We start from the raw sequence: 25,361 nt of genomic DNA, 5'->3' as shown, positions 1-25,361 counted from the left end.
AGGATCGGGCCGGTGGCGGACACGAACCGTGACCGACGGGGCCAAGTTCGGCCGTTGTGGTGAGCGGCCCAGCCGAACGGCCCCAGGCCCGTAAAAGTCCAGGTGGACGGGGTGGGGCGGGGCGGTCCGTGAGCGCCGGGCGGGGCTCCGACACGGGGGCGGCTGCCGCGGAGGCGGAGGTGTTAGCTTCCTTCGCGTGGTGGAACACCAGGACGGGACCAGGGCGGCCTACGACGGGGTCGTCGAGCTGTACGCGTCGCTGTTCGCCGACCGGCTGGAGACGCAGCCGTTCGCGCGGGGCATGCTCGGCACCTTCGCCGAGTTGGTGCGCGGGACGGGGAACGTGCGGACGGCCGACCTCGGGTGCGGGCCAGGGCACATGACGGCCATGCTGCACGACCTGGGGCTGGACGCCTTCGGGCTCGACCTCTCGCCCGGCATGGTCGGCCACGCCCGGCGCGCTCATCCGGCGCTGCGGTTCGACGAGGCGCGGATGGAGGCGCTGCCGGTCGAGGACGGGGCCCTGGGCGGCGTGCTGGCGCACTACTCGATGATCCACACCCCGCCGGAGGAAGTGCCCGCGCTCCTCGCGGAACAGGTACGCGTCCTGGCCCCGGGCGGCCTGCTCATGGCCTCCTTCTTCGCCACCGAAGGGCCGGAGCCGGTCCGCTTCGACCACAAGGTCACGCCCGCCTACAGCTGGCCGGTGGACCGCTTCGCCGAACTCCTGGCCGGGGCAGGGCTGTTCAACCTCGCCCGCCTGGTCCACGACCCGGCCACCGAACGGGGTTTCCTCGACGCCCACTTGCTGGGACGCCGCCTCTAACGGCTGTTGTCGGCGTCGGCGGTTGCCCCGGCGGAGGCGGCGCGGTGGGAAGCCCGCACCGACTTCGCCCGCCCTCTCGACCCCGACCGCCGGCGCGGGCCGGACACTCGGCGGATCTCGGCTGCCGGGGTCAGCGGGGAGGTGCCGAGTCCAGGATCCGCAGGGCGAACGGCGCGATGGGGGCCATACGGCGGCGGCGGAGGTCGAGGGTCGGGGTGGGGGCGGACAGGCCGTGGGCGGCGAGGAGGGTCATCAGGGGCCAGATGAGGTCGGGGCGGCCGGTGAGGGGGAGTTCGGCCGAGTCGGGGGTGATGACCTTGGCGGGGGTGACGCCCGCGAGGAGGTTGGTGCGGGGCCAGTCGACGACGTAGGACGTGCCGCGCGGGGCGACGCACAGGACGACGTCCCGGGTGCGGTGGAGGACGGCGAGGTAGTTCATCGGGAGCGTCAGACGGCGGGCGGCGTCGAACGGGGGTGTGCCGTCCTCCGGTTGCACGCGGACGACGGTGTCGAGGACCGGGCCGTGGTCCTGGAAGGTGGTCGTGCCGCGCAGTTCGACGAAGCGGGCACGGATCAGGTGGCCGCCGCGACGGGACCAGCGGCGGCCCGAGGAGCCGAACTCGCCCGTGGCGCCGGGCAGTTCGTCCACGATCCAGCGGGACTCCTCCCCCGGTTCCGTGACCGGTGCGCGGTCCTCGGGGTGGGCGCGGATCCGCTCGGCCAGGGCGGTGTAACGCCCGGCCGTGTGCGGGTCCAGTCGCCGGAGGTCGATGGTGTCGCCGGTCATCACGACTCCTCCGGCCGCCCGCGAGATCCGCATCTGCTCCAGCAGGCGGCCGGGGCGCCGGGTGACGTCGGTGCGATGGCGGTCGAGGTCGAGCAGCCGACTGGTCCTCGTCCCCGCGAGCAGCAGGCTGCGCGGCCATTGGGCGGTGACCTCGCCGGGGGTGGCCGGGGCAGCGTCGGAGGCTGCGTCCGGGGCGGCGTCCGAGGAGCCGGACGGTCCGGCGGCAGGTCTGGCGGCAGGTCCGGTGGACGGTCCGGCGGCAGGTCCGGTGGAAGGGGCCGGGTGGACGAGGACGACCAGGCGCCCGGCCGTGACGGCGGACAGGCACATGGACGGCACCCGCCACTCCCGCGTGACCTCGAACGAGTCGGCGCCCTCGACCCCGTGCACCCGCAGCCTCAGCCGGATCAGCGGCGTGAACTCGTCGGGCGTGTAGTCGCCGAAGTGCGTCGTGAAGGTGGCCTCGCCGTCGGGGCTGTAGCGCACCAACGACGCCTCAAGGACGTCGGCCCGCGCCAGCCACGCCCGCGCCGGGCCCTTGGGGGACTCCGGCGTCAGCATCACGAGAGTGTCGTCGTCGTAGCGGACACGCGCGTCCTTCGCCCGGTCCCGGCGCGTGATCCGGGGGAACCCCTGCCGCGTGGACGTGTAGGCCGCGACGGGAATCGTGACCGTGCCGGCCAGGCCGACGCCGAGGCAGACCAGTGCGGCGCCCCGGTCCGTCCCGCCGTGCCACATCTGGAGCCCCATCAGCAGGAAGAACGGGCCCGCGACGCAGCAGATCGCGGTGAAGACGAGATTGCCGACGAACGCACCGGCATAGCTCCGCATGTGACCCTCCCCGGAGAGTTTCCTACACGGACACGGACACGGACGCGGACGCGGAGACAGACGAGGACGCGGACGCTCGCGCGGGCACGAACGCGGACGTCGGCGTCGGGACCGGGCACCCCGCCCGAGTACGGGCGGCCCTCACGGCGTGACCCCGTCCCCGGCGTACAGGTAGCCGCCGGGCCGGGCGGGGTCCGCCACCAGCAGCACCTGGTCCCCGGCGCGCGGAATCCGCAGCTTGGAGACGATGGTCTGGAGCGCGATCCGGTCGGCGGTCCCGGTCGGCTGGAGGACCAGGTCGACCACCGGGTCGAAGTTGACGAGCTTGCCGGTGTCGCTGATCGACACGACCACGGCGGGGGTGGTCGGCGCCCCGGCCGCGAGCAACTGCTGTACGTCCAGGCCGGAGTTGTACGCCCCGATGGACTGCTGGACCCGGCTGAAGTCCTCGTCGCCGAGGAACGCGCGGGTGGTACGGCCGTAGAAGCCCTTGCCGCTGGCCACCTTGCCGGCGATCTCGGCCGCCCGCTCCTCGCGGCTCTGGCGGCGCTTCCTGAAGATTCCCATGACGGCTGCTCCTTCTGGTGATGCCCGGTCCCGTGCCGCCCGGTGCACGTCCTGTGCACGTCCTGTGCACGCCCGACGCGCACCCGGTGCGGTACGGAGACGGGGGTCAACGAGCTGACGACAGGGACGCTAGGGGGCCGGGAACACCTACCGATCCCAGGTTCGCCAGCCCGATTCCGTACGACGTACGCTCCTCACATGCCGCCTGCCAGCCAGCCGACCGGCGCCCCGGCCCGAGCGCGCGCCATGGTCATCGACCGGGCGTGGCGTGCCCTCGGGCCCGGGCTGGAATCGCTGAGCGGCCCCGGCGGGGCGCCGTTGACCAGGACGGTCAAGCTGATCGTGCTGCCGCTGATCGTCCGGCCGGCGCTGAACCCCGATTTCGCGGCGGACTTCCTCGTGCCGGAGCAGGCCGCGCGGCTGGAGGCGCTGATCCAGGAGTCCGGCGGGCGGCTGGAGGCGACGGCGCGGTGGTTCACGCTGCTCAAGAGGACTCGCAGGGCGCTGGGCATCGTGGCCGGCAACCCCCAGGACCTGTACTTCCAGCGCTGCTTCGAACTGGCCACGGAACACGGACCGCCCTCGGCCGGTGCGGACGCGGTGGCCAGGGACGTCGTGGAGGACGTGGCCGACACGGCCGGCGGACGCACGGTGGAGGCGCTGAAGGAACATCTGGCGGACGGCGTCCGACGCGCCCGGCTCGAAAGGGAGTTGGCCGCCCGCTGGAAGAGCCGTCAACCGGTCCCCGCCGCAGACGCGTTCACGGCCGCCGTCGCGGCGGCCGAGGTGCTGGAGTCCTGCGGAGGCGGCAACGACAGCAGCAACGCGCAGGACCGGTCGCGGAATTCGGCGCGGTACGCGGCCATGGTCGAGGCGGGTCACGGCGCGTCCTTCGGCCGGGCGCTGTGGGCGGCGGACGCGGGCACCGGGGTGTGGGGCCGGGGCGATCTGCCGCCTCATCTGGGGCTCACCGCACGGCAGTCGCCGCCGTGTCCCGAGGTCGGACGGGGCGCTTCGACGGCCACGCTTCCCGCGCCGCTGGACCGTACGCTCTTCGAACGGCTCTTCGTCGTCCTCCAGTCGTCGGCCCGGCGCGACGAACTGCCCACCGTGCCGGACCTCGTGGACCGCGAGGCCGGCCGCGGTTGCGCCCCGCTCGGTCTGGACGACGAGAGCCTGCGGGTCGCCGCGGTCCTCGGCGGACGGCTCGCCGTCGGCCTCGACCCGCTGGGCAGCGGCGAATCCGCGCTGGGGCGGACGGCCGCGCACCGGGCCGTCAACAGCCGCTGGCGGCGCGAGGCTTCGGTCCTGCGCGCCCGCAGGATGACGGTCTCCCCGCGGCCCGATCCGGACGGCGGGGTCCTGGACGCCCTCGCGCACGACCTCCGCGCGCCGTGGGCCGCGTACATGCGGCGGCTGTGGGTACGGCTGCACGGCCGGGACGTCCACGGGGCGCCGCTTGCGGACGTCGGGGCGGCCTGGGCGGTGCTCGACGGGGTCGCGCGCTCGGTGATGATGGACCACCGCGCGAGGGTGAGGTCGGCGCTGCGGAGCCTGTCGGCGGGCGCCGCCGCGGAAGCGGCCGAGCCGAGGAGCGCGTGATGGCGGGCGCGGACCTCTACGTCACGCGGGGCGAGGACGGGGCGGTACGGATCACCGCCGGTCCCGGCTCTCCCCTCGGCCCTCCCGACGACTCCCCTGCCGGTAACGGCGGCGACCCGCTCGGCCCAGACCCAGACCCAGACCCCGGCTCCGGCTCCGGCTCCGGCTTCACGGAAGCCGTCCTCGACGTCGCGGGCGCGGTCCTGCTCTGGCCCGTCCTCGGGGGCCCGGTCCTGCCGGTGGCCGAGGTGTACGACGTGGAGCGCGCGCAGCAGTGGCTGTGGGCGGTGTACGGCGAGCGCGCCGCCGCTGCCGTGCGGTCCTGCGCAGGCGGACAGGGGGCCGGGGAGACGACAGGAGAGGCGGCCGGGGACACGGCCGCGGGCCCGACACAAGCGCGGGTGACCGGCGACGGGACCGCTCTCGCGGACGCCGCCGCCCGCCTCGCCTTCGGGCACTGGGCCTCCCGGTGGTGGCCGGCCTCGTACGCGGACGGGATTCCGGCGCTCGAACCGGACGTCCTCGGGCTGGAGTTGGCCGCGCTCACCCACCGGTGCCAGGAGCTGTTCGACGACCGCGGGGACCAGCCGGACGACTGCGTGGCCGAACTGATCGAGGACCATCAGGCCGCTCTCGACCCGCTCGTCCGGTGGTGGCGCGCGGAGCCGCGGTCCGGGCGCACCGCACGTCACCTGGAGAGCGTGCTGCGGCTGATCGACGGCGCGGCCGACGCCGCCGGTCTCGACGGACCGGAGCTGCGCCGCCTCCGCGCGGAGCTGGACGCGGACCAGGACGCGGACACGGGCCCGGACCAGGACGCGAACCCGGGCCCGGACCAGGACGCGAACCCGGACCGTACGGCACCCGCACCCCTCACCCCTGGCGCACTCTTCGCCTCCCGCCTCGGCTACACCCTCGCGGCGGGCGAACCCCTCGCCGTCGGCGGCCGGGTGATCGCCCGTGGCACCGGGACCAACGACTGGCGCCGCTACCCGCCCGGGTTCGTGGACGCCGCCGAGTCGGCGGTGTCCTGGACGGCGCGCGCGCTCGGCGGGCGGCGCCGGATCGAGGTCGAGGTCGTCGCGCACATCGCGGCGCCCGTCGGCGGCGCGCCCCTCGTCGCGGAGGTACGGGTCAACGACGGGCTCCCGGTCCGCGCGCCCCTCATCCGGCGGGACGACGTGTGGACCGGCCGCGCGGATCTGGAACCGGGCCTGTCCGCAGCGGAGTTGACGCCGCGCTTCGAGGTCGCCGTACTGCTGCCCGGCTTCGACCCCGGTCCCGGGCCGGAAGGCCACGACGACCGTGAGGCGGTCCGCGCGCTGGTCCGGGACCGCCTCGCGAGCGCGGCGGCCCAACCGGCCGAGGGCACGGCGCCGTACGACGCGTCGGCCCGCGCCACGCCCTCGGCCCCCTTCCTCGCCGAGATCGTCGCCGCCACCACCACGGGTGAGGACTACTGACGGATGACGACAGGTGACGAGGGGAGCGCCGGGCCGGACGCGCCGGTGAGACAGCTCTACGGGGAGCCGTTCGACTCCGGCTTCGCCCTGGCGCAGGAGCACCAACTGGCCGCGGATCACGGGGCCGCGTCCGCCGTGTACGAGCAACTGCTCGCGCTGGCCGATTCCGTCGAGGACTCGCCCGATGTGAGGTTCCTCCGGGCCCACCTGCTCTCCGACCTCGCGAGCGTCCGGCTCACCGCCCCCGACCTGGCCGGTGCGGAGGACGCCGTCGAACGGTCCCGCCGCCTCCTGGACGGCATCGCGTCCGAGCCGATGGGACCGCGCGGCCGTCAACTGTGGCTGGAGGTGCTGCTGAAGACGCTGCTCTCCGGGGCCGACCTGCTGCGCAGGTCCGGGCGTCTGGACGAGGCGCTGGCGTGTCTGGACGAAGCGGCGCTCCGGCTGCCCGAATTCGAGGACGTCGAGGGGCTGCGCGCGTCCGAACTCGGCCTGAACCGGGTCCACTTGCTGATGGAACGCGGCGAGTGGGGAAGGGCCGAGGAGCACGCCTCGGCCCTGCTGTCCACGATGTCGGAGGCCGTGGCGGAGGCCGCGAAGGAATCCGGGCCGGAGACCGCGCAGGAACCCGGAGCGCAGGCCACCGCACGTCCCGTACTGGAAACCGTGCCCCGCCTCCTGACCGCCCTCGGTCTGATCTGCTCCTCGACCGGGCGGTACGACCTGGCCGAGGACTACTTCACCCGCGCGGAGGACGGTTTCCGCGCGCTGGGGGACGTCGGTGAGCAGCGAACGCTGGTCGTCCACCGCGCGTACACCGCGATGCACCGGGGCGAACCGGACCTCGCGGAGCGGCTGTTCGCCGAGGCGGCGGCGGTCTTCGCACAACAGGAGCGCTTCGGTGACCTGGCGGTCTGCGAACAGGCCCGCGGGTACCTCGCCGGTCTGCGGGGCGACGTCACCCGCGCCGCCGACCTGCTGGGGTCGAGCCTGGCGCGCTTCGAACGCCTCGGCGCCGTCATCGCCGCCGCGGACACCATGCTGCTGGGTGCCCAACAGGCGTACGACCGGGGCGACATCGCCGAGATGAAGCGGCTGGCCCAGCAGGCCCGCGACGCGTACCAGGCGCGGGAGGTGTACGAGCGGTGCGCGCAGGTCGATCTCCTGCTCGCGAAGACCCTGGAGCACAATCTGAACGTCACGGACCACGGCGACCGCGAGCCGGAGTCCGTCAGCACCGCGCTCTCCCTCGCGCTGCCCGCCGCACTGGCCCTGGAGGCCGCGCGCTACGACTTCGCCACCGCCCACGCCCGCAGCCAGTGGCTCCAACTCGCCGATGACGCGATGGCGTTGGCCTTCCGGCTCGCCGTACGACGCCAGGACCAGGGGCTCCTGTTCGAGCTGGTGGAGCACCGCTGCGCGGGCGCCTCCCTGGCCCTGGACCGTGCGGCGGCGTCGGCCGCGCGCACCGGGCCCGTCGGGCCCGCCGTCTTCCCCGGCGCGGCCGTGAAGGTCTACGGGCCCGGCGGGCGCGACGGCTCCGCGCCCACGCTCGGCGGTGTGGCGGCGGACGCCGCCGCCTCCGCGGGACTGCGTGTCGCGCCGCCGCCGAAGGTGCGGATGTCGGCGGAGTCCGGCCGCGTCGCGCTCCAGGAGTACGTCGCGGCGGCCGAGTTCCGCTATCACCGGCGGATCGTGGACGAGGAAGAGGTGCCGTTCTGGGTCACCGACGACCTGACGGCCCGCCCGGTGGTCCAGATCCGGCTGGCCGACGCCGACGACCTGTTCATGGCCTGGACGTGGGCCGGCGGAGCGCGCGGTTTCGGCACAGGACACGGGCCCGCCGACGAAGTCGACCGCGCGGTGGGCGCGTTGGCCGCCGCGCTGCCGGGGGCGGGCGACGGGGCGGAGGGGATGCGGCGCGCCTTCGCCACGGGCGCGCTGACCGATCGCGAGGCCGAGCGCCGGCTCGCGCGGGAGCTGGCCCGGGCGCTGTGGCCCGAGGGGCTGACGGAGCAGATCCGGCAGGTCGCGGCGCGGGCGGGCCGTCCGCTGATCCGTATCCAGCCGTCGCCCCGGGTGGCGCAGGTCCCCTGGGAACTGCTCGCCGTCGACGACACCGGCGACGTACGGCTCATCGAGCTGGCGGACGTCGTGACGACCGCACCGGCGTCGTTGCGGCGCACGCGGGTCACCGACGCGAGCACCGACGTGGGCACCGACACTCGGGAAGCCGACGCCCCCGTCACCGTGCCCCACGGCGAAACCGACGCCGTCGTCCTCGTCCTCGACCCCCGCGTGCCCGGCTTCCGGGCCGACTCCCCGCTCGGCTCGGTCCTCGGACCGCCCGGCTCCGACCCGGAGTTGCTGTCCCTCGTCCGGCGCCGCCTCGACGCGGGCGCGGTCGTACCGTCCGTGGCCGCGCCCGCCGAGGCGTTCCGCCGTACCGACCTCGACCGGGACTGGCTGAGCGGGGCGCTGCGGAAGCGGCCACGGCGGCTGATGTACGTCGGGCACGTGAGCGGCGCGCCGGTCGAGGGCGGGCAGAGCGAGGACGGCACCCTGCATCTGTGCTGCGGGCCCGGCACCGACGGCCTGGCCGAGCCGGTCCGCACCCACCGGCCGCTGTCCGCCAAGGACCTGCTGCTCGGCACGCTCCCCCTGCGCGCGGACGGCGAGCCGGGCGCCCGTATCTGGCCCGCGCCGCCGCGCGTCGCCCTCATCGGCTGCGAGAGCGGCGGCGACCTGCGCTTCGCCGAGTCGTTCGGGCTGGCGACCGCGATGCTCCACAACGGCGCGGAGCTGGTCACCGCCGCCCGCTGGCCGCTCCCGACCAGCTTCGCCTTCCACCGCCTCGGCGGCCTGCCCGAGTCCGTACGCCCCCTGACCGACGCGGTCCTCGCCGTGGACGCCGCCCACGAAGACCCCGACCCCGTACGCCACTTCACCGGCTGGCAGCGCGAACGGCTCACCCGCTGGCGTGCCACCGGCCGCGTCGAGCACTCGCCCCTGCTGTGGGCCGCCATGACCTCCATCGTCGTCTGACCGCCGCTGCGGCCCGGCGCGGGCCGCGGCCGTAGCCCTTACCGGCGCGTGGCACCGGGCGGCCCGAGGAGATTCCCCATGCCCGCCACGACGGACGGCGCGACCTTGTAGTAGACCCAGGTCCCGCGCCGCTCGGAGGTCAGCAGTCCGGCCTCGCGGAGCTTCTTGAGGTGGTGGGAGACCGTGGGCTGGGAGACGCCGACGTCGGAGATGTCGCACACGCACGCCTCGCCGCCGTCGTGCGAGGCGATGAGCGAGAAGAGCCGCAGCCGTACGGGGTCGCCGAGCGCCTTGAACATCGCCGCGGTCCGCTCGGCCTCCTCGGCCGTCAGGGCGCGCTCGCTCAGCGGCGGGCAGCAGGGCGCGGTGTCCGCCGCCGGCACGGGGAGCGACTCGGTTTTCGACATGCGTCTATGTTGACACATGTCGAATCAGAGCGGCGGCCCGGACGTCCGGAGCGAGGGATTCGACCGACATCTAATTTGACGGTCATCGATTCAGGTGCCACTCTGGCGGCACAGGACATCGACAGATGTCGAATCAGAGAGTCCGAGCGTCCGAGAGTCCGAGACTCCGAGAGCCAGAGACCTCAGAGGGGAAGCACCGTGAGCGCGTCCACCACCGCCCCGCCCGCCGTCGTGATCGGAGCCGGTCCGACCGGCCTCGCCGCCGCCGCCCACCTGACCGCGCGCGGCCGGGCCGTCCTGGTACTGGAGACCGGGCCGCGCGCCGCCCACGCCGTACGCGGCTGGGCGCACGTACGGCTCTTCTCCACCTGGGCCGAGCTGACCGACCCCGCCGCCGAGAAGCTGCTCGCTCCCACCGGCTGGACCAGGCCCGACCCGGCGGCCTACCCGACCGGCGGCGACTGGGTCGAGCGCTACCTCCAGCCGCTCGCCGACGTCCTCGGCGACGCCGTCCGCTACGGCGCCACGGTGACCGGCGTGTCCCGCGTCGGCCGGGACCGGATCGTGGACGCCGACCGCGAGCGGCAGCCCTTCACCGTCGACTACGTCCGCGCCGACGGACGTGAGGAGCGCGTCCTCGCCTCCGCCGTCATCGACGCCTCCGGCACCTGGACCCTGCCCTCCCCCGCGGGCGCCAACGGGCTCCCGGCCCTCGGCGAGCGCGCGGCGGCCGACCGTATCGCCTACCGCGTCCCGGACCTCAACGACCCTTCCGCACGGGCCCGTTACGCAGGCAAACGCACTGCCGTCATCGGCTCCGGCGCCTCCGCCTTCACCGCCCTCGCCGAGCTGGCCCACCTGGCCGAGGCCGACGACGGTACGGGCACGCACGCGGTGTGGGTGCTGCGCCGCGGCCTGTCCGGTTCGACCTTCGGCGGCGGGACCGCAGACCAGCTCCCCGCGCGCGGCGCCCTCGGCCTCGCCGCGAAGGCCGCCGTGGACGACGGGCACGCGGACGCCGTCACCGGCTTCCGCACCGACGCCGTCGAGCGCGCCGCCGACGGCCGCGTCGTCCTGGTCGGTGACGACGGCCGCCGCCTGGACCCGGTCGACGAGGTCGTCGTGCTCACCGGCCTGCGCCCCGACCTGTCGTTCCTGTCCGAACTCCGCCTCGGCCTGGACGAACGCCTCCAGGCCCCGGTCGCCCTCGCCCCGCTCATCGACCCCAACCAGCACTCCTGCGGCACGATCTACCCCCACGGGCACCGCGAACTGACCCACCCCGAGAGCGGCGTCTACCTCGTCGGCATGAAGTCCTACGGCCGCGCGCCCACCTTCCTCGCCATGACCGGCTACGAGCAGGTCCGCTCGGTGGCCGCCGCCGTCGCCGGAGACCTCGAAGCGGCCGACCGCGTCGAACTCACCCTCCCCGACACCGGAGTCTGCGGCGGCGCGGGCCTCTACGACGAAGCCGACGCCGACGCCAACGCCGGGCAGGGCGGCGGTTGTTGCACCCCGACGCCGCGACTCGTCCAGCTCGGCGTCGGCGCACCGGCGGCAGTGGCGCAGGAGGGCCCGGCGGGCTGCTGCTGAGCGGGCCGCGCCACGAGTCCGGTCGCGGGGGTCCGGCAACCGGGGCCCGGCCACGGGGGTCCGGCAACCGGGGTCCGGCCACGGGGGTCCGGCCGCGCCATCAAGGAGTGCGGCCGAACGGTCAAGCCGCGGCGGGCGGCGCCCGTGAGACTGGGCGCATGACCTCAGAGAGCTATGCGACCAGTACCGAGCTGGCGGCGGTCCGCGACACGGACGACCCGTCCGTGGAGGCCGCCGCAGCCGCCGGACCCGGCGCGGCCTCCTGGGCCCCGGTCGCGGCGCTCACGCTGGGGATCGGGGCCCTGGTGGGCAGCGAATTCCTGCCCGCGAGCGTGCTGCCCGCCATGGCGTCGGACGTCGGCGTCAGCGAGGGCACGGCGGGGCTGGCCGTCGCGGCGACGGCGATCGCGGGCGCGCTCACCGCGCCCACCATCGCCGTGCTGCTGCCGCGCACCGACCGCAGGACCGTACTGATCGGCCTGCTCGCCGCCGCCGTGCTGTCCAACGCGGTGGTGGCCGTGACGCCGAACTTCCCGCTGCTGCTCGCGGGCCGCCTGCTGCTGGGCGTGGCCATCGCGGGCTTCTGGTCGTTCGCGCTCGGGGCGGGGACGAGCGCGGCGCCGGGGCGCGACCACGTCGTGTCCACCAGCCTGGCGCTGGGCGTGAGCGCGGCCACCATCGTCGGCGTACCGCTCTCCTCGGTCCTCGGCGACGCGGTGGGATGGCGGCCGGTGTTCTGGGCCGCCGCGGGCCTGAGCCTGCTGGCGCTGGCCGCCGTGGTGGCGACGCTGCCGCCGGTGCCCGCCCAGCCGGGGGCGGGGCTCGGCATGCTCCGGCAGGCGCTGGCCAACCGGCGGCTGATGGCCGGGGTGGGCTGCATCGTACTGCTGGCCTTCGGCAACTTCGCCGCCTACCCGTACATCCGGCTCGCGATCGAACGGGTCACGTCGGGTACGACGGTCTGGCTGCTGCTCGGCTGGGGTGTGGGCGGCCTCGCGGGCAACCTCGCCGCCGGAGCGCTCTCCCGCCGCCTCGGACTCGCCGTCGTCGTCGCGCCCGCCCTGCTCGGCGCGAGCCTGCTCGTGCTGGGCACGACCTCCGGGCTCCCCGTCGCGGTCGTGGCGATCGTCGTCTGGGGCTTCGGCTTCAACATGGTCCCGGTCGCCACCCAGTTGTGGGTCACCCGCGCGGAGCCGAAGCGCGTCGAATCCGCCCTCTCCTTGCAGGTCACCGCCTTTCAGGTGGCCATCACAGCCGGCTCCGCGATCGGCGGCGCCGTGGTCGACAACGGCGGCGTACGCGGCGCCCTGCTGGTCGGAGCCGCCGCCGCACTCGCGGGCAGCATCGGCTTCGGCCTCCTCGCCAGGCCCCGGGCCTAAACAGCCGGTACGCGGCCCCGCACTACTCGACGGAGCCGCCGCAGGCAGCATCGGCTTCGGCCTCCCGCGCGGACCCCGGGTGTGAGCGCCAGGACTGGGGCGGTCTGCCGTGGTCGGCGGAGAAGGCGCGGCTGAAGGCGGCGGCGGAGCCGTAGCCCACGGTGAGGGCGATCCGTTCGACCGGCTTGTCCGTACCGGCGAGGAGTTCGCGGGCGTGCCGCATGCGTACCTCGCGGAGCACCTGCGCGGGGCTGCGGCCCAGCTCGCGGCGGAAGCGCTCGGTCAGGGACGAGCGGGACAGGTGCGCGAAGCGCGCCATGCTGTCCACCGTCCAGGCCCGCCCGGGATGCGCGTCGAGCGCCGACACCAGCGCGGTCAGGCGCGGGTCCGAGCGCTGCCGCGCGCTCTCCTCGACGGCCTGCACCATGGCGGCCTGGATCAGGCCGCCGTAGCTCGCGGCGAAGAGCGGCTGCCCGTGCCTCGGGTCCAGCGGACACATCCGCACCAGTTCCACGATTCCGCGGTTGCGCCCCGCGAAGTCCCGCGCCACCAGCGGACTCGGCATCGGCGGCACCGCCCGCAGGGTGCCGACGGCCACCTCCGCGCGGGTCGGCGCGACGAGCCGGTACGTGGTCCTGGCGTCCACGTGGAAGGCGTCCCCGGCACGCAGCGCCTCGGCGCCCGCCGCCGTCTCCAACCGCGCGTCGCCGTCCAGGACCAGTGCCCAGATCGCGCCGTCGCCGCCGTCCAGCCGCTCTCCCGGGCCCAGTCGGCGGACCGTCACGGCCACCATGTCCCACGTCGGCACACCGCGCACACCACCGAGGGGCGCGGCCGACCCATCCACCAGCGTCATGCACCGGCAAGCGCTCGGGCCGTCCGCCCTATTCCTCGGCGGCCCGGTACGGCTACGGGGTCCGGCGGACCGGCGGCGGTCCGAGGCGGGCGAAGGAGCGGGTGAGGCCGCGCTTGAGGAGCGTGGACAGCGGGCGTTCCACCAGCCGGTGCACGAGGTAGCTCAGCAGCAGCATCGCGCCGATGAGCGCGGCGACCAGCAGGCGAGGGTCGGTGCGGTCGCGCAGGTAGTGGATGGCGGTGGTGCCCGCGGCGTAGTGGACCAGGTAGAAGGGATAGGTCAGGGAACCCGCCGTGGCGAGCCACTTCCACTGGAGGCGGTCGGTGAGACCGACGGCGACGCCGACCATGAGGAGCAGGAAGACGGTGTAGAGCAGGAGCGCGCCGCGCCAACTGGAGACGTGCTCGACGGTGTCGACCCGCTGGGCGATCTCGCTCTGGGCCATCAGCCAGGACATCCCGAGGATGCCCCACAGCAGCAGGTCCTGGCCGAAGCGGTGCATCAGGTACAGGGCGAGGCCCGCGATGAAGTACCAGGCGGCGTCCGGGTTGGCGAGCAGCGTCAGCGCGGGCGTCCCGGCGACGGGGGCGAGGGCGGCGGCGACGCCCCACACGCAGCAGAAGACGACGACCTTGCGGTAGGTCAGGCCGGTGGCCACGACGAGCAGGAAGATCAGGTAGAAGCGCAGCTCCGACCAGAGGGTCCAGTAGACGCCGTCGACGTCGGCGATGCGCGAACCCTGTTGCAGCATCGAGAGGTTGAAGAGCGTGTCGCGCGCGGAGGCGGGCGCCTTGAAGACCGCGGGCCACAGCGTGAGCACGGCGGCGGTGAACAGCACGCCGAACCAGTACGCGGGGTAGAGCCGGATCACCCGGGAGACGAAGAAGTCCCGCGGTCCGCGCCCCCAGCACGACATGCAGATCACGAATCCGCTGATGACGAAGAAGATCTCGACGCCGATCCAGCCGTAGGACGACACGCGGAAGACGGCCGGGAAGATATGGGAGGCCGGGCGGTCCCAGATCGGATTGTGCGGCTGGTTCACGCGGTTGGTGCCCACGTAGTGGTGGAGCGCGACCATCAGCGCGGCGCACAGCCGCAGCGCGTCGATCACGTACAGCCGGGGGCGGCGCGCGGGCGGGGCCGGTACGGCCAGGGGTCCCGGCGCGGTCGGCGCGGGCAGCGCCTCGACGGCGGGGCGTTCCTCGGTCCGCAGCGCCCCGCCGCCCGCCGGGCCGCCGCGGCCCCCCGGCCAGTCGTCGCCGGAGCCGCCGCCCGCATGTCTCATGTGCTGATTCCGCCAGTTCAGGTCCGTGGTCCAGGGCGTCCCGTCCGCGCCTTCCCGCGCGCTCCGGAGCACTTCAACGTAGGGCGGTCGCTCGGCGCGAAACCAGGCCCGCAGGCCGGGATCGGGAACGGTTCAGCAGGTTGTCATCCACCGCTGGGCAACCCGCAAGGAAATGACCGTATGAAATTCACCCTGGGTGCATCAGGGCCCCTCGGCCGACACCTGCGCCGCCGTCACCCCATCGGATGAACACCAATCCGCCGGCCCCTCGGCTCCGAACTACCTCATGTATGAGGCCAGTCCGCGAGAGGAGTGCCATGGGACTCCTGACCGTCGACGTCCGCCCCACCCCCGGGGGTGCGGTCGTCGAACTCGCCGGAGCGCTCGACTACTCCACCGCGCCGCAGGTCCGCGAAACCGTCGAACGCCTCGCCCTCGCGCCCGGCCGACAGCTCGTCGTGGACATGGGCGGGCTGGACTTCATCGACTCCAGCGGTCTCAGCACGCTGCTCGCCGCCCACCACCGGGCGGAAGAGGCCCACGCCCACACCGTCCTGGCCGCGGTCCCCGAGCGGTTCGACCGGGTCTTCCGCGTCACGGGACTCGACCAGGTCTTCACCGCGGCGCCGAGCGCGGACGCGGCGGTCGAGGCGTGGGCGGCGGACCGGGGCACCGCGGGTGACGGGTGGGCGGCGGAGCGCGGTACCGCGGGTGACGGGTGGGCGGCGGACCGGGGGCACGGTGAGTGACGGGTGGAGGCCGGAAAAGGAATTCCTGAGTCTTCGTGCGTGCGACGCGTGAGAGGGGGTACGTGCCTGGGGTCACAGCCGACGACGTTGGGCGAACACATGACGGCGATCACGCACGAGGCGGGAACCACCGCACTGCCGACCGGAGTCGGCCGGAGCGTTCCGGCCGTGGGTGAGCTGCCGCTGGTCGCGGACCCGGCGAAGGTCTCGCCGAAGGACGCCCGCGAGCTGTCGAAGCTGTACTTCGACCGCCTCCAGTCGCTGGAGGAGGGCACCGAGGAGTACAGCCGCGCGCGCGGCACGCTGATCGAGATGAACATGTCCCTCGTCCGCTTCTCCGCCCGGCGGTTCCGCAGCCGCGGCCCGCAGGAGTGGGAGGACATCGTCCAGGTCGGCACGATCGGCCTGATCAAGGCGATAGACCGGTTCGACCTGTCGCGCGAGACGGAGTTCACCACCTTCGCCATCCCGTACATCGTCGGCGAGATGAAGCGGTTCTTCCGCGACACCTCCTGGGCCGTCCACGTACCCCGCCGCCTCCAGGAGCTGCGGGTCGAGCTGGCCAAGGCCCGCGACCACCTGACCGCCGTCCTGGACGCGCCGCCGACCCTCGCCGAGCTGGCCGCCTACCTGGAGATCACCGAGGACGAGGTCGTCGAGGGCCTGGTCGCCGCCAACGGCTACACCGCCGGCTCCATCGACCTGCCCGCCGGTGACGACGGCGAGGACGCCGGACGCTCGTACGCCGACACCATCGGCGCGGCCGACCCGGCGATGGAACTCGTCGAGGACTTCCAGGCGCTGGCGCCGCTGCTGGCGAAGCTGGACGACCGCGAGCGCAGCATCCTGCGGATGCGCTTCGGCCAGGAGCTGACCCAGGCCGACATCGGCGCGGAGCTCGGCTACTCCCAGATGCACGTGTCCCGGCTGCTCAGCCGGACCCTGGCCAAGCTGCGGGCCGGGATGCTCACCGACAAGTAGCCGTCAACCGGCCAGCAGGGCAGTCCGCCGAGCAAACCACCGGGCAGCCCGCCGAGCCCACCGCGACAAGAGAGCACGACGGCCGCCGACCGGACAGCGATCCGCTCGGCGGCCGAGCTGTGCGCGGCTCGGCGGGGCTCAGCGCCCGGGCAGCCGGTCCCGCAGCCGGATCAGGCCGTCGCGCAGATCGACCGGCCGTCTCGTGGCCGCCGGATCGGCGTGGTCGACGGCCGGCGCGGGACAGGCGTGTCCGCCGAGGGCCGCCAGGACCACCGCCTCGCGCTGCCGGGGCGTCAGCCGCTTGAGGTCCGTCCGTACCCGCGGGTCGGCGTGGATCTCCCGCAGCCGCCCGAGGATCGCGTCCAGGGTCGGGCCGACGTCGGTCCGTACGGCCTCCGCGTCCCGCCCGGACCTGAGCAGCCCGACCAGGCTTCGGTGGACGCGGGTGACCGCCCAGGTCAGGGCGTCGGCGTGGGCGGGGTCGAAGCGGGGCGCCGTGCGCCAGACGTCGACCAGCGCCTCGCGGGACAGCTCCTCGGCCCGCGCCGCGTCGCCCGTCATGCAGTGCGCCAGGCCGTAGGCGGCGGGGGCCAGCAGCGGATAGAGCCGGTCGAAGGCGTCGCGGTCGCCCTTGCCCGCGCGGATGAGGAGATCCCCCACGTCCGCGCCTTGACCCGGGTCACCGCTCGTATCGCTGCCCGTACCGCCGACCGCGCTGCCGCTCGTACCGCCGCTCGTACCGCCGCTCGTACCGTCCATAAATGGTGAGCTTCCCTCGCAGACCGTTCCCATACGCGGCCAAGGCTCCCACGCCACCGCAGACCGCACCCACGAAAGCCGACGGGACCCGGTCGTCGGCGCCGAACGGGCCGTTCGCCCGCGCGACCCGGGGGGCAGGCCCTCATACTGGATCAGGGACAGGTGTTCGGATCGTTGCGGCGGGAAGCTGGCAGGGGTCCGGAACGCGTGGTTGGCTGGCGCGCGAAAAACGCCGTCTGACGGAACGGGCAAGGGTTGTGGCGGGAGCGATGGAGTACCCGGGCGGCGTACGGGCGGACGGGTTGCCGGCCGTACTGTCCGACCCCGGCCGGCTGGCGGCGCTCGACGCCAGCGGCATGGTCGGCTCCGCTCCGGAGCGGGTCTTCGACGATCTGACCAGGCTGGCGGTGTCGGTGACCGGCGCCGCGATCTCCGCGATCACCTTTGTCGGCGAGTCCCGTACGTACTGGAAGTCCGTACCGCACCTGTCCTACGGGGACGTCGAGAGCTGGCAGAACGCGGTGGGCGACAGCTTCTGCTACTTCGCCGTCGGTGAGAACGGGCCGTTCGTAGTGGAGGACGCGGAGAAGGACCCGCGGACGGCGGGGCATCCGGCGATCGGACCGTGGGGCGTGGGCGCGTGGGCCGGATTCCCGATCGTGACCACGGACGGGCACCCGATCGGCACGATGTGCGTGATCGACGCCGACCCCCGCGTGTGGACACCGCAGGAGCTGGAGACGATGTCGGTCCTGGCGCGGGCGGTGTCCAACGAGATCAACGTGCGGATGTCGCTCGACCGCGTGCACACCGCGCTCCAGACCGCCGAGAACGCGCTGTCGACCGCGCAGGGCGCGCTGGCCGCCTCCCGCGAACTGGCCCGCAGCCTCCAGGACAGCCTGCTGCCCCCGGCCCTGCGCCCCGTGCCGGGTGTGGACGCCGCCGCCCTGTACATCCCGGCGAGCGGCGACATCAGCGTGGTGGGCGACTTCTACGACCTGTTCCAGGCCCGCGGGGCCTGGTGGACCGCGGTCATGGGCGATGTGTGCGGCAAGGGGACCGAGGCGGCCAAGGTGACCGCGCTCGCCCGCTACACCCTGCGCGCGGACGCCGGTGAGCACCTGTCGCCCGCGGCGGTGCTCGACCGGCTGAACACCGCCATGCTCGCGCAGCGCGCCCCCCGTTTCCTGACCGCCGTCCAGACCACCTTCCGCGCCAGCGGGTCCGGGGTGTCGGGCCGGCTGTGCCTGGCGGGACACCCGCCCGCCCTGATCCGCCGCGCCGACGGGCGCGTCCGGCAGGCCGGCACCCCCGGCACCCTCCTCGGCGTGGTCGACCCGGTACACCTCTCCGACGTCCGCTTCCGGCTGACCCCCGGCGATCTGCTGCTGCTCTACACCGACGGCGCCTGCGAGGCGCGGCCCGACCCGCGCGGCGCGGGGCCGCGCCGGCCGATGTTCGACGAGGCCGCCCTCGCCCGTACCCTCGGCGACACCCACGCCATGGGCGCCGCCGAGACCATCGAGTACATCGCCGACACGCTCAGCGACTACCACGGCGGCTGGGCCAGCGACGACACCGCGCTGCTCGCGCTGCGGGTCCCGCCGCGCGCCTGACCCGGCCCGGTCCTCTCCCCCGCGTCCGCGTTCCCGAGCGGTGACGTTCCTGGGCGGTGACGTTCCTGGGCGGTTTCCACAGCCTGTGGACCGGCCGCGGCGGGGTTCGGGGAAGCCGGGACGCGGTGCGGGGTGTGCGTACGGGGAAGCGCGGGGCAGCCGTGGGGGTGTGCGTACGATGATGCTGTTCCGGTGCGACGTCCGGGCGGCCGTCTGCTGGGAGGGCGAGATCGACCTCTACGCGGTTCCCCCTGCCCGTGCGGCGCCGGTCGTACGACGGCCGTCGAACGGCGCCGCGTGATCAGCGACCGCATGGCGGAGATCCTGCGGGCGCTCCGGACCTCGGACTGGCCGGACGTCGCCGGTGGAGTCGCCGAGACGCTCGGCGTGGACGGCATCGCGATCAGCGCGGGCAGCCGGCCCGGCGCGTCGGAGGTCCTGTGGTCCTCCGGTGCCGGCGCGCGCGCCTTCGAGGATCTCCAGCTCACGGTCGGTCAGGGCCCGGGACCCGACTGCCTGGCCGGCGGCACCGCGGTACGCGTCCCCGACCTGGGGCTCACGCCGACCGGCCGCTGGCCCGCCCTGCTGCGGGAGACGCACGCGCTCACCGTACGGGCGGTGTTCTGTTTCGCGTTGCGCGTCGGCGCGATCACGCTGGGCGTGCTGACGCTGGTCAGGGACGCGCCGGGCCGCCTGACCCCCGAACAGGACGCCGACGCGGGTGTCCTCGCGAGCCTGCTGACCCGGCGCTTCCTCGGCCCCGGCGACGCGTTGACGCCGTCGGGCGGCCGTCCCGGTCTGCCGGCTCCCGGGCTGTCCGCCTCGGGTCTGCCCGCCCCCGCCCTTCACCAGGCCGTGCTGCACCAGGCGACCGGCATGGTCAGCGTCCAGCTCGCCGTGCCGCTGGCGGAAGCGCTGCTGCGGCTGCGCGCCTACGCGTACGGCAACGACCGTCCCCTGACCGACGTCGCCCGGGACGTCGTGGCCAGACGACTGAGGATGGTCCCCGATCCGAGCCCCGGTACAAGCACCGATCCGAGCCCCGGTACAAGCACGGAACCGAGCCCCGGTACAAGCACGGAGCCGAGCCCCGGTACAAGCGCGGAGCCGAGCCGCAGCCCGAGCCCCGATCCCAACCCGCCGACACCCGCAGCAGACAAGGACTGATCTCCATGACGACCCGCGAACAGCAAGTCACCGAGGTCTTCGTCGAGGTGGCCGACTTCCTGATCGACGACTTCGACGTGATCGACTTCCTTCAGAAGCTGTCGGTGCGCTGCATGGAGCTGCTGGACGTCGCCGCCGTCGGCGTCCTGCTCGCCGACGAGAACGGTGTCCTGCACGTACTCGCGGCCTCCGACGAACACACCCGGCTGCTGGAGCTGTTCGCGCTCCAGCACGACCAGGGTCCCTGCGTCGACTGCTACCACGACGGCGAGCCGCGGACCAACGTCGACCTCGCGGCTCCCGAAGTGGCCGGCGCCTGGCCCGAGTTCACCGCCGGGGCCGAGGCCACCGGATTCGTCGCCACCAACGCGCTGCCGCTGCGGCTGCGCGGCCGGGTGATCGGCGCGCTCAGCCTCTTCCAGACCGACCCGGAGCCGCTGACGGACCAGGACGTGACCCTCGCCCAGGCCCTCGCCGACGTCGCCACCATCGCGATCCTCCAACAGCGCACGCTCGCCCACGCCGAGGCCGAACGCGACCAGCTCCGGTACGCCCTCAACGCCCGCATCACCATCGAACAGGTCAAGGGCATCCTCGCCGAGCGCTGGCACCTGGGCGTCGACGAGGCGTTCAGCGTCTTCCGCGCCTACGCCCACGCCCACGGCCGCAAACTCTCCGACCTGGCCCGCGAGATCGCCGACGGCACGCAGGCCACGGAGACCATCCGCACCTTTCCGACGCGCGCGCGGCGGACGGGCGCGTAGGAGCGGGACGCTCAGGCACCGGGACGCTCAGGCACTGGGAACACTCAGGCACTGGGAACACTCAGGCCGGTGTGAACACGACCTCGAAGTCCCGGACGTGGTGGGCGATTTCGCCGGGCGGCAGGACCGCCGCGTCATCCGGCGAGCTGCCGAGCGACCTGGCCTGGCTGACGAACCGCTGGACGGCGGCCCGCTTACGGGCGGCCACCTCTTCCGGCAGCCGGACGAGGGACGCCGACGCCCACGGCACGCGGGGGTCGTCGGGGCGGGCCCAGTGCCACATCCACACGGGGTAGAGCAGGCAGGGCACGGACGCCTTACGGGCGGCGGTCAGCGCCGCGCGGCCCGTGGCCTCGTGGTCGCTGTGGACGTCACCGGTCCACGGCGCCAGGCACAGGTCGGCGTCGGACAGCAGCGGCACCAGGGCCGCGGCGACCTCGTCCTCATGGCCCGCCACCTCGGTGTCCGCCACTCTCAGCCGGACGATGTCCTGCGCGTCGGCGCCGAGTTCGGCCAGCGCCTCGCGCAGCTCCGCGGCCCGGATGCCGACAAGCTGGTGGGAGGTGATGGCCGTGCTGTCGGCGTGGGACAGCTCGCCGTCGGTCACCGACACGACGGTGACCGCCACACCGGCCGCGGCGAGCAGCGCGATGCTGCCGCCCACCCCCAGCACCTCGTCGTCGGGGTGCGCGGCCACGACCACCACCCGTCCGGCGGTGGGCAGTTCGGTGTCGGCCAGGTGCGCCCAGCCGTCCCAGGCGCGCCAGTGCTCCTCGTCGGTGCCGGGCGCCTGGAGCGGATCGGCGTGCTCGGTACTTTCGTTGTGCGGGTCGTCGGTGTGCGGGGTGTCGGTGCGCTGCTCGTCGGCGTGCGGGGTGTCGGTGCGCTGCTCGTCGGCGTGCGGGGTGTCGGTGCGCTGCTCGTCGGCGTGCGGGGTGTCGTGCTCGGGGTGGTGCGGGGTGTCGTGCTGGTCCATCAGGATGTCTCCCTACCGGCCACGGGGCCGCCCGGTTCCGCGCGATTGGTTTCCTTGACGCCGTGCGCGATGGCGTCGGTGTCGAAGCCGCCCTCGGTGATCAGGCGAGCCAGGTGCGAGATCTTGTGCCGGCGCGCTCGGGCGAAGGAGCGCAAGGTGGCGAAGGCCTGGTCGAGGGACATGTTCCAGCGCTCGGCGAGGATGCCCTTGGCCTGCTCGACGATGATCCGGCTGTTGAGCGCGTACTGGAGCTGGTCGCGTTCCGCCTCGGCGTGCGCGAGGGTCCGCTGCTGGAGGATCGCGATGGTGGCCACGTCGGCGAGGGCCTGGCCGAGGACGATGTCCTCCGGTCCCAGGGGCGCGGGGTCGGTCCTGAACAGGCTCAGCGCGCCGATCACCCGGCCGCGCAGCCGCAGCGGCAGCGCGCTGGTGGCGGCGAACCCGCTCTCGTGGGCGCCGCGGCCGAACAGCGGCCAGCGCTCGACGGCCTCGTCCCCCGTGAGGTCGACGTTCGTACGGGGCCGCCCGTCGCGGTAGCAGTCGACGCACGGGCCCTGGTCGTACTGGAGGGCGAAAAGCTCCAGCAGCCGGGTGCGTTCGTCGGAGGCGGCCAGCAGGTGCAGGGCGTCGTACTGGTCGGCGAGCAGGACGCCGACCGCGGACACGTCCAGCAGATCCAGGCAACGTACGGACAGCTTCTGGAGGAAGTCGATGACGTCGAAGTCGGCGGTCAGGGAGTCGGCCGCCTCGACGAAGACCTCGATGACCTGCTGTTCTCGGGTGGGCATGGCGTCAGTCCTTGTCTGCGGCGGGCGGGAGGGGTTCGGCGTCGGAGGCCAGCCGCAGTCGCCTGGCCACGACGTCCTGGGACACGTCCGTCACGGTGCGCCCGCTGCCGTACGCGTGGGCCCGCAGCCGCAGCAGGGCGTCGGCGAGGGAGACGGCGAGCTGGACGCTGACCATGCCGGTCGCCTGGTGGACCACGGCGTGGTGGAGGAAGGGGAGGGGGTCCGGCGGGTCCGCGGGGTCCGGCAGGTTCACAGGGTCCGGCAGGGTCACAGGGTCCTGAGGACGCATAGGACCCCGCTCTTGGCGTGCCGGACCGGCACCCTCCAGGAAGTACCTGGTCAGGGCGGCGGCCAGGATCGCCGCGTCGGCGCTCTGCCCGCTGGTCAACGGCCCCGGCGCGCGCCGTACCGCGGTCAGCACCCCGAGTCCGATCCCGCCCATGCGCAGCGGGAAGCAGAAGACCGCGCGCGCCGCCAGGCCGGGCGCCTCCATGACCAGCTCGGGCCAGCGGTCGTGGCGGACGCGCGCCAGATCCGGCACCCGTACCGTCGTACCGCCCACCATGCAGTCGGGTCCCGGGCCCTGCCCCAGCGTGAGCTGGAGGTCTTCGAAGCCGCGCGACACGTCGTCGGAACACCACAGCACCTCGGTCCTGCCCGGCTCGTTCCCCAGCGAGACGGCGACGCCGTCCACGTCCAGGGCCGCGGCGCCCGCCACGGCCACCGCGGGCGACCCCTGGCCGTCCTGGAGCAGGCGCAGTGCCTCCGCCAGGCGCTCAGCCGCCACCGGGCACCACCGCATACGGCCTCACATGGCCTCGATTCCCCAAGCGCGGAAAGAACGACGGACGGAGACCGGTCACGCGGTCATCGCGTTCGCGTAAGGGTGAACGGTCATCCGTTCAGCGGTTGTGGGTTCCGCCCGTCACGGCGAGGTGATCCGCGGGAGATCCGCGGCCCCGGTGGCGGCATCGCACTCAACCGACTGCGCCAGGGGCAGGGACGCTTCTTCCACCCTACCTCCGGGGTGTCCGCGGGCCCCTGACGTCACACCGTGCGGCCGACCGGGAGGTCGGCGGCGCGGCGCAGTACCGACCGCAGATCCCTGGCCGCCGCGGGTGCCGGCACCCCGGTGAGCGCCGCGGCCCGCCCGTATGTGTGGCCGCCGAACATGACCAGGCCCACCAGGGCGTCCCCCCGCCCCGCCTCGGTCAGCTGCCGCGGCACGCCCGGCTCTCCCGGCACGCTCACGTACCTGCACCACAGGTCGGCCGCGAGCCGGCGCCGCTCCTTGTCCGGCGGCGCGTCGGCCCCCCCCGATACGACAGCGCCACCGCCGCCGCCACCGCGTCGGCCCCCCGATACGACAGCGCCGCCGCCACCGCGTCGACCGCCCGCTCCGGATCGCGGCACAGCGACAGCGCCAGCCAGAACAGCGCGTCCGCGTGCCGTTCGTACACGCCCAGCTCGTACGCGCCCGGCGCGCCGCCCGCCGGATTCCGCCCATGGGGGTGTGCGTCAAAGCCCTCACCTGCTCACACCGTGCGTTCGGACAACCGCCGGGGGCAGGGGCGCACCCCCGTACGCTGTCCCCCTCCCCACCCCCGCCAGCACCCCGATCCGGGACCGGTGGGGGTTATTCGAAGAACTTCAGGCTGAAGCCGGTGTCGGAGGTGGGGCCGGGGACGTTGGCGCGGGAGTAGGTGGTGTTGCCCCACCAGCAGAAGGTGCCGGTGAACCAGTAGCGGTTGGACCAGGAGTAGGGGGTGCCCTTGGGGACGGCGGTGAACATGAGCGGGAAGCGGGGGCCGGCGGGCGGGCTGGTGCCGATGTCGCCGTTGAGGAGAACGAAGCTGTGGGAGCCGGGGCCGTTGACGTAGAGGGTGGGGTCCCAGCCGGACATCATGGTGGCGGCGTGCGCGCCGAACAGGCAGCCGTTGGACTTGTACCAGTCCCAGACGTACGTCGGGTCACCGCCGGAGCGCAGCCGCAGATCGGCCATGCAGTACTGGTCGCTCCAGCTCCCGTTGGCCGAATAGACGATGTGGAGCCGGCCGTTGGGGTCCTTGATGGCGGCGGGCGCCTCGTTGATGTACGGGTTGCCGACGACGCGCTCCCAGCTCTCGCGCGGCTGGGAGATGATGTAGCGCGCGCCGGTCGGCGTGGTGGGGCTGCTCATCCGGACGATGTACAGGTTCTGTTCGACGTTCGTGTCGCCCGACCAGCCCGACCAGACGAACCAGCGCTGCCCGTTGAAGGTGAAGAGATTCCCGTCGATGGCCCATTTGTCGTTGGGCAGGGCGAGTTGGGTCTCGGCGCCGTAGCCGCTGTCGGCGGTCGCCGAGCTGATGACGTACATCCGGTGCGCGGCTCCGGCGCCCGAGGTGAAGTAGATGTAGTAACGGCCGCCGTCCACCACGATCTCCGGGGCCCACACCTCACCGCGGCCCTTGGTGTCCGACCAGACCTTGTGGGAGGCCGCCGCGCCGAGGGCGTCGGGCGACGACGCCTTCCGTACGGCGATGCCGCCGCCCGACGTCTCGGCCGAGATGTACGTGCTGCCGACCCGGATCACGCTCGGGTCGGCGTTGTGGATGGTGGTCTGGGACGCCTGGGCGGGCGCGGAACACAGCACGGCCAGCAGGGCGAGTACTGCCACGAGGGCTGCGCACACTGTGCCGGCCAGGGCACCCCGGCCGGTGCCGGACGAACCGCCCGGGTCACCGCCGGACGAGCCGCCCAGACCGGTGCCGGACGAACCGCCCCGGCCGCCGACTGCCAAGGCACTGTGGAGACTTCGCAGAAGCTTCATAGTCCCGTTCCATGGTCGGGCCTCCGCTTCGACGCCGGGCGGGCGGTGGAGCGCCCGCCGAGGGACGACGTCCGGTCAGAACCGCATCGGAGGGGGGAACTTGGC

The 25,361-nt window shown here is 73.8% G+C and carries 23 protein-coding genes; 11 read left to right on the top strand and 12 right to left on the bottom strand.

Annotated elements, in window-relative coordinates; genetic code table 11:
- Positions 1-196 precede the first annotated feature (196 nt).
- Entirely contained in the window at positions 197-826 is a 630-nt protein-coding gene (locus ACFZBB_RS15645; RefSeq protein WP_391122128.1) for a methyltransferase domain-containing protein, read from the top strand.
- A 130-nt stretch (positions 827-956) separates the two neighbouring features.
- On the opposite strand, the gene ACFZBB_RS15640 is transcribed toward ACFZBB_RS15645, so the two are convergent.
- Both ACFZBB_RS15640 and ACFZBB_RS15635 read right to left on the bottom strand, forming a co-directional pair.
- Complete coding sequence (locus tag ACFZBB_RS15640; protein ID WP_391122125.1) at positions 957-2,444, bottom strand: hypothetical protein; 1,488 nt, start codon at positions 2,442-2,444, stop codon at positions 957-959.
- A gap of 141 nt (positions 2,445-2,585) precedes the next feature.
- Positions 2,586-3,011, bottom strand: a complete 426-nt coding sequence (locus ACFZBB_RS15635) for a hypothetical protein (RefSeq protein ID WP_391122122.1) — start codon at positions 3,009-3,011, stop codon at positions 2,586-2,588.
- Between the two features lie 198 nt (positions 3,012-3,209).
- On the opposite strand from ACFZBB_RS15635, the gene ACFZBB_RS15630 reads away from it, so the two are divergent.
- From ACFZBB_RS15630 to ACFZBB_RS15620, 3 genes are read left to right on the top strand one after another with little or no spacing between them, the layout of a single operon-like run.
- A complete protein-coding gene (locus tag ACFZBB_RS15630; RefSeq protein ID WP_391122119.1) occupies positions 3,210-4,613 on the top strand; it encodes a hypothetical protein in 1,404 nt (467 codons plus the stop codon).
- Entirely contained in the window at positions 4,613-6,076 is a 1,464-nt protein-coding gene (locus ACFZBB_RS15625) for a hypothetical protein (protein ID WP_391122116.1), read from the top strand. The genes ACFZBB_RS15630 and ACFZBB_RS15625 overlap by 1 nt, the downstream gene beginning before the upstream one ends.
- Before the next feature lie 3 nt (positions 6,077-6,079).
- On the top strand, positions 6,080-9,121 hold the full coding sequence (locus tag ACFZBB_RS15620) for a hypothetical protein (RefSeq protein WP_391122113.1): 3,042 nt from the start codon (positions 6,080-6,082) through the stop codon (positions 9,119-9,121).
- Between the two features lie 38 nt (positions 9,122-9,159).
- On the opposite strand, the gene ACFZBB_RS15615 is transcribed toward ACFZBB_RS15620, so the two are convergent.
- A complete protein-coding gene (locus tag ACFZBB_RS15615) occupies positions 9,160-9,528 on the bottom strand; it encodes a metalloregulator ArsR/SmtB family transcription factor (protein ID WP_391122111.1) in 369 nt (122 codons plus the stop codon).
- A 198-nt stretch (positions 9,529-9,726) separates the two neighbouring features.
- Between ACFZBB_RS15615 and ACFZBB_RS15610 the strand changes: the two genes are divergently transcribed.
- Entirely contained in the window at positions 9,727-11,121 is a 1,395-nt protein-coding gene (locus tag ACFZBB_RS15610; protein WP_391122108.1) for an NAD(P)-binding domain-containing protein, read from the top strand.
- Between the two features lie 158 nt (positions 11,122-11,279).
- Positions 11,280-12,500, top strand: coding sequence for an MFS transporter (locus ACFZBB_RS15605; RefSeq protein ID WP_391122105.1), 1,221 nt, complete (start codon positions 11,280-11,282; stop codon positions 12,498-12,500).
- Between the two features lie 22 nt (positions 12,501-12,522).
- On the opposite strand, the gene ACFZBB_RS15600 is transcribed toward ACFZBB_RS15605, so the two are convergent.
- Positions 12,523-13,308, bottom strand: coding sequence for a helix-turn-helix domain-containing protein (locus ACFZBB_RS15600; protein ID WP_391122103.1), 786 nt, complete (start codon positions 13,306-13,308; stop codon positions 12,523-12,525).
- A gap of 100 nt (positions 13,309-13,408) precedes the next feature.
- Positions 13,409-14,644, bottom strand: coding sequence for an acyltransferase family protein (locus tag ACFZBB_RS15595; protein WP_391122100.1), 1,236 nt, complete (start codon positions 14,642-14,644; stop codon positions 13,409-13,411).
- 317 nt (positions 14,645-14,961) lie between these two features.
- Between ACFZBB_RS15595 and ACFZBB_RS15590 the strand changes: the two genes are divergently transcribed.
- Positions 14,962-15,393, top strand: a complete 432-nt coding sequence (locus ACFZBB_RS15590) for an anti-sigma factor antagonist (protein ID WP_391122097.1) — start codon at positions 14,962-14,964, stop codon at positions 15,391-15,393.
- A 99-nt stretch (positions 15,394-15,492) separates the two neighbouring features.
- Positions 15,493-16,374 (top strand): SigB/SigF/SigG family RNA polymerase sigma factor, encoded by an 882-nt coding sequence (locus ACFZBB_RS15585; protein ID WP_391122094.1) that lies wholly within the window; start codon positions 15,493-15,495, stop codon positions 16,372-16,374.
- A gap of 138 nt (positions 16,375-16,512) precedes the next feature.
- Here ACFZBB_RS15585 and ACFZBB_RS15580 read toward each other — a convergent pair whose 3' ends face one another.
- Positions 16,513-17,133: a sigma factor gene (locus tag ACFZBB_RS15580; protein ID WP_391122091.1), complete on the bottom strand. Its 621-nt coding sequence runs from the start codon at positions 17,131-17,133 to the stop codon at positions 16,513-16,515.
- A gap of 269 nt (positions 17,134-17,402) precedes the next feature.
- On the opposite strand from ACFZBB_RS15580, the gene ACFZBB_RS15575 reads away from it, so the two are divergent.
- From ACFZBB_RS15575 to ACFZBB_RS15565, 3 genes are all read left to right on the top strand, one after another.
- Entirely contained in the window at positions 17,403-18,749 is a 1,347-nt protein-coding gene (locus tag ACFZBB_RS15575) for a SpoIIE family protein phosphatase (RefSeq protein WP_391122088.1), read from the top strand.
- A 297-nt stretch (positions 18,750-19,046) separates the two neighbouring features.
- Entirely contained in the window at positions 19,047-19,916 is an 870-nt protein-coding gene (locus ACFZBB_RS15570) for a GAF domain-containing protein (protein WP_391122085.1), read from the top strand.
- A 5-nt stretch (positions 19,917-19,921) separates the two neighbouring features.
- Positions 19,922-20,680: a GAF domain-containing protein gene (locus tag ACFZBB_RS15565; protein WP_391122082.1), complete on the top strand. Its 759-nt coding sequence runs from the start codon at positions 19,922-19,924 to the stop codon at positions 20,678-20,680.
- A gap of 61 nt (positions 20,681-20,741) precedes the next feature.
- On the opposite strand, the gene ACFZBB_RS15560 is transcribed toward ACFZBB_RS15565, so the two are convergent.
- From ACFZBB_RS15560 to ACFZBB_RS15535, 6 genes are all read right to left on the bottom strand, one after another.
- Entirely contained in the window at positions 20,742-21,656 is a 915-nt protein-coding gene (locus ACFZBB_RS15560; RefSeq protein ID WP_391122078.1) for a PIG-L family deacetylase, read from the bottom strand.
- Positions 21,656-22,444, bottom strand: coding sequence for an ANTAR domain-containing protein (locus ACFZBB_RS15555; RefSeq protein ID WP_391122075.1), 789 nt, complete (start codon positions 22,442-22,444; stop codon positions 21,656-21,658). Before ACFZBB_RS15555 ends, ACFZBB_RS15560 begins: the two co-directional genes overlap by 1 nt.
- A 4-nt stretch (positions 22,445-22,448) precedes the next feature.
- Positions 22,449-23,231 (bottom strand): GAF domain-containing protein, encoded by a 783-nt coding sequence (locus tag ACFZBB_RS15550; protein WP_391122072.1) that lies wholly within the window; start codon positions 23,229-23,231, stop codon positions 22,449-22,451.
- Between the two features lie 260 nt (positions 23,232-23,491).
- Positions 23,492-23,695: a hypothetical protein gene (locus ACFZBB_RS15545; protein ID WP_391122069.1), complete on the bottom strand. Its 204-nt coding sequence runs from the start codon at positions 23,693-23,695 to the stop codon at positions 23,492-23,494.
- On the bottom strand, positions 23,692-23,904 hold the full coding sequence (locus tag ACFZBB_RS15540) for a hypothetical protein (RefSeq protein WP_391122066.1): 213 nt from the start codon (positions 23,902-23,904) through the stop codon (positions 23,692-23,694). The genes ACFZBB_RS15545 and ACFZBB_RS15540 overlap by 4 nt, the downstream gene beginning before the upstream one ends.
- Positions 23,905-24,080: 176 nt before the next feature.
- Positions 24,081-25,118: a family 43 glycosylhydrolase gene (locus tag ACFZBB_RS15535; RefSeq protein WP_391122283.1), complete on the bottom strand. Its 1,038-nt coding sequence runs from the start codon at positions 25,116-25,118 to the stop codon at positions 24,081-24,083.
- Positions 25,119-25,361: the final 243 nt, after the last annotated feature.

The sequence above is a fragment of the Streptomyces sp. NPDC008139 genome (assembly GCF_042957025.1).
Lineage (GTDB): Bacteria > Actinomycetota > Actinomycetes > Streptomycetales > Streptomycetaceae > Actinacidiphila.
This window is presented reverse-complemented; position numbering and strand designations above follow the sequence as displayed.

Bases quoted from the DNA above. Each gene is read 5' to 3' on its own strand.
- ACFZBB_RS15565 (WP_391122082.1), top strand. From the start codon at position 19,922: ATGACGACCCGCGAACAGCAAGTCACCGAGGTCTTCGTCGAGGTGGCC.
- ACFZBB_RS15635 (WP_391122122.1), bottom strand. From the start codon at position 3,011: ATGGGAATCTTCAGGAAGCGCCGCCAGAGCCGCGAGGAGCGGGCGGCC.
- ACFZBB_RS15605 (WP_391122105.1), top strand. From the start codon at position 11,280: ATGACCTCAGAGAGCTATGCGACCAGTACCGAGCTGGCGGCGGTCCGC.
- ACFZBB_RS15615 (WP_391122111.1), bottom strand. From the start codon at position 9,528: ATGTCGAAAACCGAGTCGCTCCCCGTGCCGGCGGCGGACACCGCGCCC.
- ACFZBB_RS15640 (WP_391122125.1), bottom strand. From the start codon at position 2,444: ATGCGGAGCTATGCCGGTGCGTTCGTCGGCAATCTCGTCTTCACCGCG.
- ACFZBB_RS15580 (WP_391122091.1), bottom strand. From the start codon at position 17,133: ATGGACGGTACGAGCGGCGGTACGAGCGGCGGTACGAGCGGCAGCGCG.
- ACFZBB_RS15595 (WP_391122100.1), bottom strand. From the start codon at position 14,644: ATGAGACATGCGGGCGGCGGCTCCGGCGACGACTGGCCGGGGGGCCGC.
- ACFZBB_RS15620 (WP_391122113.1), top strand. From the start codon at position 6,080: ATGACGACAGGTGACGAGGGGAGCGCCGGGCCGGACGCGCCGGTGAGA.
- ACFZBB_RS15630 (WP_391122119.1), top strand. From the start codon at position 3,210: ATGCCGCCTGCCAGCCAGCCGACCGGCGCCCCGGCCCGAGCGCGCGCC.
- ACFZBB_RS15590 (WP_391122097.1), top strand. From the start codon at position 14,962: ATGGGACTCCTGACCGTCGACGTCCGCCCCACCCCCGGGGGTGCGGTC.
- ACFZBB_RS15560 (WP_391122078.1), bottom strand. From the start codon at position 21,656: ATGGACCAGCACGACACCCCGCACCACCCCGAGCACGACACCCCGCAC.
- ACFZBB_RS15585 (WP_391122094.1), top strand. From the start codon at position 15,493: ATGACGGCGATCACGCACGAGGCGGGAACCACCGCACTGCCGACCGGA.
- ACFZBB_RS15575 (WP_391122088.1), top strand. From the start codon at position 17,403: ATGGAGTACCCGGGCGGCGTACGGGCGGACGGGTTGCCGGCCGTACTG.
- ACFZBB_RS15625 (WP_391122116.1), top strand. From the start codon at position 4,613: ATGGCGGGCGCGGACCTCTACGTCACGCGGGGCGAGGACGGGGCGGTA.
- ACFZBB_RS15555 (WP_391122075.1), bottom strand. From the start codon at position 22,444: ATGCCCACCCGAGAACAGCAGGTCATCGAGGTCTTCGTCGAGGCGGCC.